The sequence below is a fragment of the Streptomyces sp. NPDC051662 genome, assembly GCF_040681655.1.
In the GTDB taxonomy this organism is placed as follows: Bacteria; Actinomycetota; Actinomycetes; order Streptomycetales; family Streptomycetaceae; genus Streptomyces.
The window spans coordinates 280717-295015 of record NZ_JBFAZD010000003.1; the positions used below are offsets into that span (position 1 = coordinate 280717).

Annotated in this window: 8 protein-coding genes; all 8 read left to right on the forward strand. The window is 71.5% G+C overall.

Annotation, left to right across the window (positions count from 1 at the left end; genetic code table 11):
• Positions 1-6: 6 nt before the first annotated feature.
• Entirely contained in the window at positions 7-819 is an 813-nt protein-coding gene (locus tag AB0M67_RS06775; protein WP_365743370.1) for a DeoR/GlpR family DNA-binding transcription regulator, read from the forward strand.
• A gap of 468 nt (positions 820-1287) precedes the next feature.
• Positions 1288-3174 (forward strand): BTAD domain-containing putative transcriptional regulator, encoded by a 1887-nt coding sequence (locus AB0M67_RS06780; protein ID WP_365743373.1) that lies wholly within the window; start codon positions 1288-1290, stop codon positions 3172-3174.
• Between the two features lie 65 nt (positions 3175-3239).
• Positions 3240-5525, forward strand: coding sequence for a TOMM precursor leader peptide-binding protein (locus AB0M67_RS06785; RefSeq protein WP_365743375.1), 2286 nt, complete (start codon positions 3240-3242; stop codon positions 5523-5525).
• The gene (locus tag AB0M67_RS06790; RefSeq protein ID WP_365743377.1) at positions 5515-7449 is read left to right on the forward strand and encodes a TOMM precursor leader peptide-binding protein; all 1935 of its coding nucleotides are present in this window, start codon (positions 5515-5517) and stop codon (positions 7447-7449) included. Before AB0M67_RS06785 ends, AB0M67_RS06790 begins: the two co-directional genes overlap by 11 nt.
• Before the next feature lie 127 nt (positions 7450-7576).
• Positions 7577-9226, forward strand: a complete 1650-nt coding sequence (locus AB0M67_RS06795; RefSeq protein WP_365743379.1) for a nitroreductase family protein — start codon at positions 7577-7579, stop codon at positions 9224-9226.
• A gap of 20 nt (positions 9227-9246) precedes the next feature.
• A complete protein-coding gene (locus tag AB0M67_RS06800) occupies positions 9247-12066 on the forward strand; it encodes a lantibiotic dehydratase (RefSeq protein WP_365743381.1) in 2820 nt (939 codons plus the stop codon).
• Positions 12054-13169, forward strand: coding sequence for a lantibiotic dehydratase C-terminal domain-containing protein (locus AB0M67_RS06805; RefSeq protein WP_365743384.1), 1116 nt, complete (start codon positions 12054-12056; stop codon positions 13167-13169). The genes AB0M67_RS06800 and AB0M67_RS06805 overlap by 13 nt, the downstream gene beginning before the upstream one ends.
• Positions 13166-14281: a peptidase M50 gene (locus AB0M67_RS06810; RefSeq protein WP_365743386.1), complete on the forward strand. Its 1116-nt coding sequence runs from the start codon at positions 13166-13168 to the stop codon at positions 14279-14281. Before AB0M67_RS06805 ends, AB0M67_RS06810 begins: the two co-directional genes overlap by 4 nt.
• Positions 14282-14299 lie beyond the last annotated feature (18 nt).

The following is a 14299-nucleotide window of genomic DNA, read 5'->3' on the forward strand; positions in this document are numbered from 1 at the left end:
GGACTGATGTCTGCGATCGGATCGAAGGCCCGGCGCGATCGAATCGTCCATCTCGCCACGACCACGGGACTGGCCAGTGTGGAGGAGCTGTCCCAGCTGTTCGGGGTCACGGCCTCCACCATCCGGCGCGATCTCGCGAAGCTGACCTCGGACGGACAGCTCGCCCGTACCTACGGCGGTGCCATGGCGCTGGCCGCCCACCCCGAGGCGTCGCTGCGGCAGCGCACGGGCGAGGCGTTCGAGGCCAAGCGGGCGATCGCGCGGTGGGCCGCGGCGGAGGTACGGCCGGGGGAGTCGCTGCTGCTGGACGCGGGATCGACCGTCGGCGCGCTCGCGCACGAACTGCGCACGGCGAAGGACGTCACCGTCGCGACCACGGGCCTGACGGCCCTTCAGGAACTGGCGGACGTCGAGTCGGTCCATGTCGAGTGCCTCGGCGGGACGTTGCGCCCGCTGAGCCAGGGGTTCGTGGGGCCGCTCACCGAAGCGGCCCTGGAACGGCTCACGTTCGACCGGCTCTTCCTGGGTACGGACGGCGTCTCGCCCGAGTACGGCATCTGCGAGGCCGATCTGCGGCAGACGCGTCTCAAGGAGCTCATGGCCCGGCGCGCCGACCGGGTGTACGTCCTGGCCCACGCGGCGAAGCTGGGCCGCCGGCCGTTCCACACCTGGACCCCGCTCCGGCCCGACTGGACGCTGGTGACCGACGACGGAGCGGACCCCCGCGTCGTCGAGGGGCTACGCGCACGCGGAGTCACGGTCGTCCTGGCGGAGGCGGAGTACAGGACGGAGGCGGAGCACACAGGTACGGCGGGCTGACCCCGACACCCGGTGCGAGGGAGGTCCCGCGGAGCGCGCTCCGCGGGACCTCCCCTTTGTCTGTATTCGCGACGGCGAGCCGTATTCACACTCAATAAGTGCTTCTTTCCGGTTGGTTCGCCGTACGGGAATGCCGCGGTACCGGAGGGTCGACTTTCCTTGGGCGAGTTACTAGGATGCCCAACAAGTTCTGGCCGCCGGTATTGTTTTGGAAACAGTCGCACGCGTACCGTCGGTCTATTCATCCGTTGGTAAAGCAATGTTAATTTCCTTTGGAGCGGCGGTACGTATCACTCCGCTGAGCTGGCCCTCGTCCATGGCGATGAACCAGATCAGCAGCGTGTCTACGGGGGAGTAGGAAATCAGTGGGGCCTGGCAGAGGTCTGTACCACAGAAAAGAGCGCAGCATTTCCGTCCACGAATGTCCTGATGTTGTGGGGTGCCCAGGAATCGGCACTTTCATGCGTCATGGACGCGAGTACTGATTCGGGGGGCAGAGGTCGCGTGCGTTTTCAGCTTTTGGGCCCTTTGAGTATTGCCGAGGGTCATGACGTTGTTGTTCTTAAACCGTCCAAACCGTCCAGCCTGCTGGCGGCTCTCCTCCTTCATCCCGGATCCGTCGTTTCCACCGGCTATCTGCTGCGCGCCCTCTGGGACGAGGACCAGCCGGCCACGGCCAGGGCCGCGCTCCAGAGCTGTGTCCTTCGACTGCGCCGGATCTTCGCCAAGTACGGCGTCACGGGCAATGTCATCGAGGCGGTGCCCGGTGGCTACCGGATGAACGCCGACGCCGACTCGCTCGACCTGGTGCGGTTCCGCGCGCTCGTACGGGCGGCGGACGACGCCGGTGACGCCGAGGGCGAGCTGTACCGGCTCAAGGAGGCGCTCACGCTCTGGCAGGGGCCCCTGCTGGCGAATGTGCCCTCCCCGATGCTGCACCGCGACGAGGTGCCCGGGCTGACCGAGGAGCGGCTGCGTACGCTCGAACGGGCCTGCGACATCGAGCTCGCGCTGGGCCGATGTCGTCAGGTACTGGTCGACCTCTGGGAGGCCGCTCGCCGGCACCCCGGTCGCGAACGGTTCTCCGAACAGCTCATCGAGGCCCTCTACCGCACCGGCCGGCAGTCGGAGGCGCTCTCCGAGTACCGCAGTGTGAAAGGCCGGCTGAAGGAAGAACTGGGCATCGATCCCGGGCCGTCGCTCCAGCGGCTCGAACTGTCGATCCTGCGCGGCGACGACCTCGGCCCACCGGCGCTGGACCCGGGGCTCGACCGGACGGCGCCGCTGCCCGGCGGCCGTAGCGCGCCGGCTCTCGCGCCGCGCACCGAACCCCTGGCGATCGCCGCCCCGGCTGCGGCCACCGTGCCCGTACCGGCCGGCCCGCCCGTACCGCCCGCGCCCGCCGTACGGTCTGCGCCGCCGGTGCCGCCCGTGCCGTCATTCACCGGCCGTACCGCCGAGCGGGCGGCGATCACCGCCCGCCTCACCGCGGGATCCCCGGGCACCACCGTCGTGGTCCTCTCCGGAGCCCCTGGCATCGGAAAGACGGCGCTGGCCCAGCAAGCCGCCCATGACGCCCAGGACAGCTTCCCCGGCGGTGTGTTCATCCTGGCCCTGACGCGTGAGGACGGTTCCTCCGTCACCGCGGCCGAGGCGCTGGCGCACCTGCCGCCGCCCGGAACCGCCGCCGGGGCGACGCTGCTCGTCCTCGACGATGTGACCAGCCCCGACCAGGTCCGTCCCCTGCTGCCCGCCGTGGCGGGCAGCGCCGCGATCGTCACCAGCAGACGCGGTCTCGCCGGACTGATGGCCACGCACGGCGGCAGCGTGCACCGGCTGTCCACCCTGGAACCGGCGGAGTCCCGGCAACTGCTGGCCGCCGCGCTCGGCCCCGAACGCGTGGCGGCGGAAGAGGAGGCCGCGGCCGAACTGGCCCGTGTCTGCGGCCACTTCCCGCTCAGTCTGCGGATCGCCGCCGCCCGGCTGCTCACCCGGCCCGGGCTGCGCATCGAGGACTGCGTCGCCTGGCTGGCGGAGGATCTGCCGGCCAGGCTCTCCCTCGCCGACGATCCCCGGCTCTCCGTACCTCAGGTGTTCGGCGGCGCGCTGCGCCGGCTGGAGCCGCGCTGGCGGGAAGCCTTCCACCGGCTCGGCGACCACGAGGGGCTGCTGCTCCCCTCGCACGCGCTCGGCAACTCACCCGAGGCGGAGGAGGCGTTGGAGCGGCTCGCCGACGCGGGGTTGCTCGAAGAAGGGCCTCCTGGCCCGTACCGCATCCATCGACTGCTGAAAATCTACGCGCGTCAGCAGGCGCGCGAGAGGCACAACAGCCAGGCGGCGACAGCACGCCACTGACGGGCGACGCCCGAACTCCACCACGATCAAGCCACCTTGACCAAGCATCCAGGGGTGTCATTCTCATGGGCTCAGCGACTTACGAAACCGTTGCCTCGACCCGCCCGCGCATCCGTCGCGACGTGCTGTTCACCGAAACACCGGAAGGGGTGCTCTTCCACAACGCCGACGGCGGGTTCCAGCTGACCGCCAAGTCCGCCTACCGGTTCGCCACCCTGATCGTCCCGCATCTCACCGGGGCCCACTCGGTCTCCCAGATCTGCGAGGGCCTCGGTGACCAGCAGCGCTCCATGGTCGGCGAGCTGGTGAAGAGCCTGTACGAAAGGGACTTCGCCCGGCCGGTCCCGGCGACCGAGGGCGAGGCGCACGACACACCGCCCGATGTCGCCCGGCGCTTCGCTCCGCAGATCGCCTACGTCGACCACTACTCCGACGACGCCGAGCGCCGCTTCCACCACTTCCGTACGGCACGGGTGGCCGTGCTCGGTGACGACCTCGTGGCCCGTTGGTGCGTCCTCAGCCTGATCCGCAACGGCTGCTCGACCATCGGTCTGCGGACGGGACTCGGGGCCGAGAACATCGAGACCATCGAGGCCGAGGCGCGGGAGGCGGCGTCCGACGGCTGCCCCGTGGACCTTCCGCGGATCGGGGCGGACGACCCCCGGGAGCCCCTCGGCTGGGCGGACCTCGCGTCGTACGACCTCGTGGTGGTCACCGGGGGCCCCGCGGCCCCGGGGCGGCTCTTCCCGCTGCTCAGGGCCGGTGTGCCGGAGGGCCGTACGCTCCTGCCCGCCTGGTCCTACGGCGAGCACGCCGTGGTGGGACCGCTGATGACGTCCGGGACGGCCGGCTGCTGGTCCTGCGCGGTACTGCGGATCGGTTCCCACGACGGGGCCGCGGCCGCCGCGGACATCTGGAGCGGGCTGGCGCTGCCCGGGTCCGTACCGGCCGGTGAGCTCCCGAGCCGCCCCCTGGCGGCGATGATCGGCAATCTCCTCGGCTATGAGATCTTCCGTATCACCACCGGTGCGCTGCCCGCCGAGACCGCGGGCCGGCTGATCATCCAGGACATGAAGTCCCTCGATGTCACGGCCGAACCCCTGCTGCCGCACCCGCGCTGCCCGTTCTGCGCCGGGGCGGCGGACGACGACGCACCGGCCGGCGCCGAACTCCCGCTCGATCTCCCCGTGGACCTCATGGCGGCCGGGAGCGACACCCCGCCGATGCCGACGGTCGACACGGCCCGGGAGGCCGACGCCCTGGTCGAGGAGTTGAACCGCCGTTCGGTCCTGGTCCGGCCGCGCGCCGGAGTCTTCGGCCGGTTCGCGGACGAGCCCCTCACACAGATACCGCTCAAGGCGACCCTGGTCGAGTTCGGCACCGGCCACGGCGCCTCGCGCCGTATCGCCGCCTTCGACGTGCACCATGTCGCGGGCGCCCGGCTGCGGGCGCTGAACGCGGCGGCCGGGGTGTACGCGGAGCATGTCGTGCCCACCACCGGCATCCTGACGGATCGTCAGGTCGAGGCGGCCGGCACGGGCGTGCGCGCTCTGGAGCCCGCCGCGCTGACCCTCTTCGGCGGTACGGGCACGGGTACGGGCACGGCCTCCGGCGGTCAGCGCGTGACGGCCTGGACCCGGGCCGTCTCGCTGCTCACCAAGGAGCGGATTCTCATACCGGCCGCGGCGGTACGCACCTTCGGCCCGCACAACGCCGACCGGCTGTTCGACCCGACGCGCGCCGGAACCGGCGCGGGAGCCACGGCGGCGGACGCCGCCGCCGACGGCCTGCTCTCCGCCCTCGCCCATGACGCGCTGTGCCGCACCCTGCGGGGCGGTACGGCGAGCAGGGTGCCGCTGAAGCCGCTCGCGGAGGGCGAGGAGGCCGACGCCGAACTCACCTTCCTCATCCGGTCGGCGGCCATCCTCGACATCGAAGTGGACCTGCTCGACCTGGGCGAGAGCGACCGCTCCGGGGTGCATGTGCTGCTCGCCCGGGGAGCCGGACACTGGGCCATCGGCAGCGACACCGGCGCGCGGCCCGCGGCGGTCGCCGCGCTGCGCGATCTGCTGGGACAGGTGCAGCTGGGCCGGGAGGAGACGGCCGCGCCGTTCGATCTCGGGGACCCGCTGCTGCGCGACCTCGACGCGACGACGATCCACGCCGCGGACACCGAGGGAACCGGGGCCGTCACCGCGCGGGCGGTGACCGACTGGTCCGAGGTGCTGGACCGGCTCCGTACGGCGGGACGCGACGCCCTGATGGTGGACACCGGCTCCGCGGACCTGGCCACCGCGGGTATCAGCACCGCCCGCGTGTTCCTCACCACGGAGGCATCCCGTGGGGCTTAGCACACTGGATGTCCGCCCGGCGGAGGGCCTGCTGCGACAGGCCCTGGGGCGGCTCGGCGGACCGGAGGTGAGCATCGGCGCGCTCGGTACGCACGACGCGTTCGCCACCGACCAGGACGCCACGGGATACCCCGACACGTCGGTCCCGGTGCGGCTGTACGGCGCGCACGCCGTCATCGGGCCCCTGCCCGGTACCGACGGCGCGCCGGCCCCCGCCTGCTCGCACTGTCTGGCCCGCCGCTGGCAGGCCGTACGGTCCGTGGCCCTGCGCGACGCCCTCGAACTGGGCGGGGAGACCAGGGCGGCGGGCGAGTGGCCCTACGCCACACCGTTCGCGGCGGACGCCGTCGCCGCGCTCGTCACCGCACTGTGCGAGCGGCCACCCGTCCCCGGGGGCCCGTTCCCCGAGATCCGGCTGGTGGATCTGCGGACCCTGACCGTCCGCCACTACCCGCTGGTACCCGACCCCGAGTGCCCGCGCTGCGCCACCCCCCGTACGGACACCGCCGACGACGCCCGGATCACCCTGCGCCCCGCCCCCAAACACCGTCCGGGGTCCTTCCGGCTGCGGCCCATCGAGGCGTACGACATCGACGTCGCCGCGTTCGCCAACCCGGTGTGCGGCGCGCTCGGGCCGTCCGTGGTCCATGACATCTCCTCCACCTCCACCTCCGCGACCATCGGCTGTTTCTCGATGCGCTCCGGCGATTATCTGCGCGAGACGTTCTGGGGCGGCCACGCCGACTCCTTCGGCCACAGCAACCGGATCGGTGTGCTCGAAGGCATGGAGCGCTACGCGGGGATGCGGGCGCGCTCCCGGATCACCAGCGTCACCGGAAGCCTTGAACAGTTCGGTGCCGATGCCGTCGATCCCCGCGAAGTGGGGCTGTACGCACCGGACTTCCACCGCGCCAACCCACGGGTCCGCCCGTTCGCGCCCGACCGGGAGATCCCCTGGGTATGGGGCTACTCCCTGCGCGACGGGCAGCCGAGGCTGGTCCCCGAGGTGCTGACGTACTATCACGCGCCCGGCCTGGAGAACCGGTTCGTGCAGGAGAGCTCCAACGGCTGTGCCTCCGGGGGCTGTCTGGAAGAGGCGATCTACTTCGGGCTGATGGAGGTCATCGAGCGCGACGCCTTCCTGCTCGCCTGGTACGGGCAGCAACCGCTGCCCGAGATCGACCCGGCCACCAGTGCCCGCGACTCCACCCGGCACATGGTCGACCGGCTGGCGATGTACGGCTACCGGGCCCGGTTCTTCGACACCCGGATCACCTTCCCGGTCCCGGTGGTCACCGCCGTGGCCGAGCGCTTCGACGGCGGCGCCGGCCGGATGTGCTTCGGCGCGGGCGCGGGACTCGACCCCGAGTCCGCGCTCGACTCGGCGCTCTGCGAGATCGCGACCGACGCCGTGAACCTGCGGGACCGGACCGAGCGCGACGGGCCCCGGCTGCGCGCCATGGCCGCGGACTTCGACCGGGTGACGGCGCTGCACGACCATCCCCTCGTGTACGGCGTGCCGGAGATGGGCGAGCACGCCGGTTTCCTGCTGGACCCCGACAGCCCGCACCGTCGTGGGGTGGCGCCCGAACCGCCGTGCGCGGTGAGCGAGTTGCGCTGGCCGGACCGCTCCGGCGCGATGGCCTCCGGTGACCTTCGCGAGGATCTGCGGCGCTGTGTCGACGCGGTGACCGGAGCCGGTTTCGACGTGGTGGTGGTCGACCAGACCATGCCCGAGCAGCGCACGCTCGGGCTGCACACCGTCAGCGTGCTCGTCCCCGGGCTGCTGCCGATCGACTTCGGCTGGTCCCGGCAGCGCGCCCGCACCATGCCCCGGCTGCGCACCGCTCTGCGTCAGGCGGGACTGCGCGACCACGATCTGGGACCGGACGACATCAACCCGGCCCCGCATCCCTTCCCGTAACCCATCGTGCGAACCAGAACCGTGCGGTCCAGAACCATCCAGCCCAGTCCAGCCCAGAACCATCCAGCGCAGAACCATCCAGCCCAGAACTGTCCAGCACAGCACCGCCAGCAGAGAGGAGGGTCCCGTGGGCTACGCCCATGACTATGCGGCCGCGATCATGCAGCGCGGCCGGATCCCGATGGAGCCCGCCGATTTCGTCCCCGACTGGGCGGATCGGCCGAGGAAGGCGAAGTTCTACCCCGGCGTCGAGTCCTTCCCGCTGCCGGACACGGACTTCCCCGAGGGGGCGACCGTGGCGGCCGGCTGTACAGGTACCGAAGAGCCCCGCGAGCAAAGGCCGTTCACCCTGGACTCGCTCTCCGGGATGCTGCGCGACTCCTACGGGCTGACCGGACGCCGGCTCGGTGTCCAGACCAATACCGACCTCGCGGCGCTGCCCCACTACACCCAGGCCAACTGGTCCCGTGGCACGGCCTCGGGCGGCGGTCTCTACCCGGTCAGCGTCTACTGGGTCTCCGGCCCCAGCGGGCCGCGGGCGCCGGGCATCCACTACTACTCGGCCCCGCACCACTCCATGCAGCGGCTGCTCGCGGGCGATGTGACCGGTGAGGTGCGGGCGGCACTCGGCGAGGGGGCGGCGGGCGCGGACCGCGACCAGTTCCTCGTCCTGGGCATCAAGTACTGGCAGAACGCGTTCAAGTACAACAGCTTCTCCTTCCACGCGGTGAGCATGGATCTCGGCGCGATCGTCGGGACCTGGCGTATCTGGGCCCGCGCGCAGGGGCTGAGTGTCGAACCCGCGCTGTGGTTCGACGAGGAGAGGCTGAGCCACGTGCTGGGTGTGCCCAACGAGGAAGAAGGCATCTTCGCCGTCGTCCCGCTGACCTGGGAGGGCGCCGAGCCCACCGGCGGGCGCTCCACCCCCGGCCTCTCCACCCCCGGCCTCTCCACCGCCGCGCTCCCCGACGTCCCCGCCGTCCGGCACACCGACGTCGAACGCTCGCGTACGGTAGTGCGCTTCGAGACCCTCCAGCGGATCCACGCGGCGACGGCGGAAGCCGCCACCGACCGCCCGGAGCCCGGTGCGCTCGAACCGGCGGCCGCGATTCCACCCACCGGCACGGGCACGCCCGTCGCGCTGCCGGAGCCCGAGCTGCCGCCGGTGAGTGTGCGCGACGCCCTGCGGGAGCGGCGCAGCAGCTTCGGACGCTTCGACGCGGCCCGCCCGGTCACCACCGCGCAACTGGCCGCCACCCTCGACGCCTGCGTCGCCGCCTCGCTCGGCGGCGACACGGAACAGCCCGCCGCACCGGACGGCTCCGCGTCGCCCGGCCTGGTCACGCTGTACGCGTTCATCAACCACGTCGAGGGCGTCGCGCCCGGCGCGTACGCCTACGATCCCGTCGACCACACGCTGCGCCCGGTGGTGACGGGCCCGCCGGGACCGTTCCTCCAGCGCAACTACTTCCTCTCCAACTACAACCTGGAGCAGGCCGGTGTGGTGATCGTCCCCACCATCCGCACCGCCGCCGTCCTGGACGCGGTGGGGGACCGGGGCTACCGGCTGGTGAACGGCACGATCGGGGCCGTCGCGCAGACCTTCTACACCGTGGCCTCCGCCCTCGGGCTCGGCGCGGGTGTCGCCCTGGGCTTCGACAACATCTCGTACATCGAGGAGCTGGATCTCGAACGCACCGGTGAGAAGCCTCTGTTGATCATGCTGCTCGGCAATGAGCGGCCACGGCCCGCCGACTTCCGCTACGAGATCGGCTGACCGGGATGGGGGAGCGAGTGATGACACCGGACGCGGATACGACGGATGCCGGCTGGGAACCCGGACGCCGGTTCATGCTGCGCGTGGCCGGGCTGCCCGTCGAGTCCGTCCAGGCGCTGCGCTGCGGCGACAGCCGTCAATGGGCGGACGACGTCCTCGCGGCCGAGGAGCGGCTACGGGACCGGGCGGCCGGACTGAGCGATCTGCTGCACGAGGCGGTGGGTACCACGGATGTCGCCCCGGACGGTGCGGGCGCGGGCCAGCGCCGTGAACTGCTCGGGCTGCGCCGCCAGATCTTCAACAACCGGCTGCCCGCCGACCCCGACGCGGCCGTCCGGCTGGTCGCCGGACTCGACCCGCGCGCGGCGGAGGCGACCGCCGAGTGGCTGCGGGACCGGCGCCATCTGGAGAAGCTGCGGGCCGAGGGCGCGCCACTGCTCGCCGCCGACCTCGACAGGACCCGGGCGGCGCTGCGCGGGCTCCTCGCCGAGGACCGGCTGCGCTGCGGGCTGCTGCTTGCCTCCCCGACCCTGGAGGGCCAGCTCGACGCCTATATCGACAAGGCCGAGGCGGCGGCCGCGGCCGGTGTGTCCCCCGACAAGCGGATGCGGAAGATCGAGCGGTCGGTGCTGTCGTATCTGTACCGCACGGCCTGCAAGACCAGCCCGTTCAGCACCTTCACCGGGGTCGCCACCGGTGTGTTCCACGACGGCGACGACGAGCGGCCCGGCCGCGACGCCGCGGACGCCGCCATCCGTATCGACGACGAGTGGTCCAGCCACGTACGGCTCAATGTCGTCGTGCTCGGCCGGTTCGCCGAACTGATCCTCGCCGACCCCGCCCGGCGGGGCGATCTCCCCGTACGGCCCGCCTCCGGCTGGGAGCGGGACGACGACCGGATCCGGTACGTACGCCAGTGGATCAGCGCGGGCGACGACTCGGCCGCGGTCACCTTCGACGCGGTCAAGGACCGGCTGTTCTTCCTCCGCCGCAGCGGCACGCTGGACCGGCTGCTCGGTCTGTTCGAGGGGCGGGACGAACTGCGCTACGGCGAGCTGGTGGAGTGGCTCCGTACCGAGCACGACGCCGAGCCCGCGCAGTGCGAGACATATGTGGCCGCGCTGCTCCAGCTCGGTCTGGTACGGGTGCCGTGCCTGGACACCGATGTCCACAGCCCCGATCCATTGCGGTCCTTCCGGAGCGAGCTGCGCACGCTCGGGCGTCCCTGGGCCGACCGGCTGGCCGCCGCCTTCGAGGGGCCCGTACGCGCCATCGACCGCTTCCCCTCCGCCGGCCGCGCCGAACGGGTGGAACTGCTGCGTGAGCTGCGCACCGGACTGCGCGAGGCCCAGGCCCAGTTGGGGGCGGCGGAGGCCACACTGCCGCAGACCCTCCTCTACGAGGATGTCAGCGCCGGCCGTGAGGTGAGCTGTGGGCTCGGCGCCTGGACCGGGCCGGCCGGCGGGGCGCTGCGCTCCGTCGAGCGGATTCTCCCCGCCTTCGATCTGACGCTCCCTCAGCGGGTCACCTTCAAGGGCTTCTTCACCGCGCGCTACGGCCGTGGCGGCCGGTGCGACGACCTCTTGGGCCTCGTCCACGACTTCCACGAGGACTTCTTCGATCAGTACCTCTCGTTCGCGGGCAAGCGGCGCCCGTTCGACGACCGGGGCGAGTATGTGCCGGAGGAGAACTGGCTCGGACTGCCGGGGATCCGCGCGATCGACGCGGCGCGGCGCGCCTTCATCGACCGGATGCGGCAGCTCTGGCAGGAGCACGCGGACGCGGCGGAGATCCGGCTCGACGAACGGGACCTCGGGCTCGTCGCGGACGAACTCGCCCCGATCGAGGCCGACTTCGCACCGCAGTCCCACCATCTCCAGCTCACCGGGAGCGAGGGCGCCCCGCTCGTCGTGCTCAACCGCTCGTACGGTGGACTGTCCTTCCCCTTCAGCCGTTTCACCCATGTCTACGACCCGGACGGCACGGACGACACGGCTGACACGGACAGCCCGGTGGAGCCGGCCGGGGCCTTCTCGCGGGGGCTGCGTGACACCGCCAAGGCCGTCACCCCCGACGGAGCGGTCCTGGCCGAGATCACCGGAGGGGCGGTCACCAGCAATCTCAATCTGCACAGTCCGCTCACCGAGTACGAGATCGTCTGCCCCGGAGAATCCAGCACCGTCCCCGAGGACCGGCGCATCCACCTCGACGATCTCCATGTCGAGCACGACGCGGAGACGGACCGGCTGGTGCTGCGCTCCACCCGGCTCGGCCGTGAGGTCGTCCCGGTCTATCTCGGCTATCTGGTGCCGCTCGCGCTGCCCGAGATCCCCCGTACGCTCCTGCTGATGTCCCCGACCTCGATGGCGCCTCTGGACGTCTGGGGAGGCGTTCCGGCGGGCGAGGGGCACGAGGGTGTGACCACGCGGCCCCGGGTGCTGCACGGCGAGGTCGTCCTCAGCCGCCGCAGCTGGACCACGACGGCCGGGGCGCTGCCGGTCCGCCGGCCGGGTACCGGCGATGAGGAGTGGTTCCTCGGCTGGCAGCGCTGGCGGCGCGAACACGCCCTGCCCGACCAGGTCTTCGCCACCGTGTCCAGCGGTCCCCGGGGCGGCGCGGGGGCCAAGCCGCAGTATGTGGACTTCGACAGCCTTCTCTCCCTCTCCGCCCTCGAAGCGCTGCCCACACACCCGGACGACCGGGTCGTCCTGCGGGAGATGCTCCCCGGGCGCGACGGACTGCATGTCCGCTCCGCGCGTGGCAGCCATGTGGCCGAGCTGGCCGTGGAGACCTTCACCTCGACCCGACGCAGAGAGGGCGCACCGACATGTCAGAGCTGACCCCCGCACCGAGCCCGGCATCGAGCGCCACGCCGGCCCCCGCGCCCGACCTCGCCCCGGGTGCGCCCGACTGGCAGGCCATCCACATCTTCTACGCGGCCAATCCGCAGCCCCTGCTGGTGAACTGTGTCCGCCCGCTGGTGGCCGAACTGACCGCCGACGGCCTGCTGGCCGGTCACTTCTTCATCAACTACTGGCTGGAGGGGCCGCATGTCCGCCTCCGGCTCAAGCCCGTGAACGCGGCGGCCACCACGGAGGTACGGCGCCGCGCCGAGGAGGCCATCAGCGGCTTCCTCCGTACCCGCCCCGCCCTCTACGAGGTGGACTCCGGGTTCCTCAACGAGTTCTACAACACCCTCTTCGAGATCGAGTTCCCGGAGGGCGACCGCGGCGCGTTCATGAGCGAGGACGGCCGGATGAACCTGCGGCCCAACAACTCCTTCTCGTACGAACCGTACGAACCCGAGTACGGCAAGTACGGCGGCCCGGCCGGGATCGAACTGGCGGAGTGGCACTTCGCGCACTCCAGCGATCTCGTCATGGACGCCTTCCGCACCATGAACCTGCATCTGCGTACCGTACTGCTCGGCACCTCCGCCCAGCTGATGATGGTCATGGCCGGCTGCTTCCTGCCCGAGCGCGAGGAACTGGGCGGCTATCTGGACCGCTACTACGAGTTCTGGCACAACGCCTTCCCCGGCACGGGCTTCATCGGGTCGAAGGAGTACGACAAGAACTACGCCGAGATGGCCCCCGGCCTCGGCCGCCGCTTCGAGGGAATCCGGGGCGCCGTCCGCACCGGTGAACTCGGCACGCTGCCCGCCTTCCTGCGCGGCTGGGCCGAACACTGTCTGGAACTGCGCTCCCGCGCCGAGGAACTGACCGTGGGCGGCGAGCTGGTGTTCCGCTCCTGGGACGGTACCCGCGACGAACGCGTCACCGATCCCGCCGTGGCGCTGCCGCTGCTGCTCTCCCCGTATATGCACATGACCAACAACCGGCTGCATGTGACGATCCGCGACGAGGCGTATCTCTCCCATGTGCTCGGCCGGGTCCTGCGCGAGGGCACCGTCACCCCACCCGCCCCGGCGGCGATCCCATGACCGCCGCCTCCGGGGAACTCCTCTCGCACCGCCCGGCGCTGCGCCCGGACATCCTGCTGAGCCCCGCCCTGCTGCACGGCCCCGCCACCGTGCATCTGATCAAGGAGCCGGAGGGCGGCGCCGCCTTCGAGGTCGGGGCGAAGGAGTACTTCCTGATCTCCCGGCTCGACGGCAGCCGCAGTCTGGCGGAGATCGGGGAGGAGTACGCCGAGACCTTCGGCAAGCGCCTCGCCGCCGCGCACTGGCAGCGGCTGCTGCAGCTGCTGGGCACCAGAAGCCTGCTGGCCGGCGCACCGCCCCGGCCGGCGGTTGCCACCACCCCGCCGGGCAAGCCGTTCAGCGGCACTGTGCTGCGGGGCACCCTGCGGCTGGTCGCGGACGCCGACGCCACCACGACTCGCCTGCACGGTCTGCTGCGGCCCCTGCTGCGGACCACGGTCCTGCTTCCGCTGACCGCCCTCCTGGTGGCCATGGAGGTCCTGCTCGCGACGGCGCTGCCCGAACTGGCCGACGACACCTGGTGGTTGTGCCACCAGCCCGTCGCGCTGATCGCGGTCTTCACCCTGCTCTGGCTGAGCACGGCCCTGCATGAACTGGCCCATGGGGTGAGCGCGCGGCACTACGGGGGTACGGTCAGCGAGATCGGGCTGCGCTGGCGGCTGCCCGTGGCCGTGATGTACTGCACCGTCGACAACTATCGTTACCTGCGCTCCCGTTGGCATCAGCTCGCGGTCGCGGGTGCGGGCGCCTTCGCCAATCTGCTCTTCCTGCTGCCGTTCCTGGCCTGGTGGGCCGCGCTCCCCGAGGGCGATCCGACCCGCCGAGTGCTGTCCGGGCTGCTGCTGCTCGGCAGTGTCCAGGCACTCGTCAACCTCCTGCCCCTGCCTCCGCTCGACGGCTACGCGATGCTGAGCCACGCACTGCGTGTCTCCGGTCTCGCGCCGGAGAGCGGGCGTTATCTGCGGCTGTGCCTCAGCGACCGGCCGGCCGCCGCCGCGTACCCGCGCCGGGCCCGATCCGTCTACCTCGGTTACGGGGTGGGGTCGGCCCTGCTCGTCCTTCTCCTGGTGGCGGCTCTGGCAACAGGCCTCTACTTCCTACTAGTTCACTGACCCACAACCCCCGAGGGG

Coding starts and splice junctions, on each gene's coding strand:
- AB0M67_RS06775 (WP_365743370.1), top strand. CDS start 7: ATGTCTGCGATCGGATCGAAGGCCCGGCGCGATCGAATCGTCCATCTC.
- AB0M67_RS06810 (WP_365743386.1), top strand. CDS start 13,166: ATGACCGCCGCCTCCGGGGAACTCCTCTCGCACCGCCCGGCGCTGCGC.
- AB0M67_RS06785 (WP_365743375.1), top strand. CDS start 3,240: ATGGGCTCAGCGACTTACGAAACCGTTGCCTCGACCCGCCCGCGCATC.
- AB0M67_RS06780 (WP_365743373.1), top strand. CDS start 1,288: ATGGACGCGAGTACTGATTCGGGGGGCAGAGGTCGCGTGCGTTTTCAG.
- AB0M67_RS06800 (WP_365743381.1), top strand. CDS start 9,247: ATGACACCGGACGCGGATACGACGGATGCCGGCTGGGAACCCGGACGC.
- AB0M67_RS06805 (WP_365743384.1), top strand. CDS start 12,054: ATGTCAGAGCTGACCCCCGCACCGAGCCCGGCATCGAGCGCCACGCCG.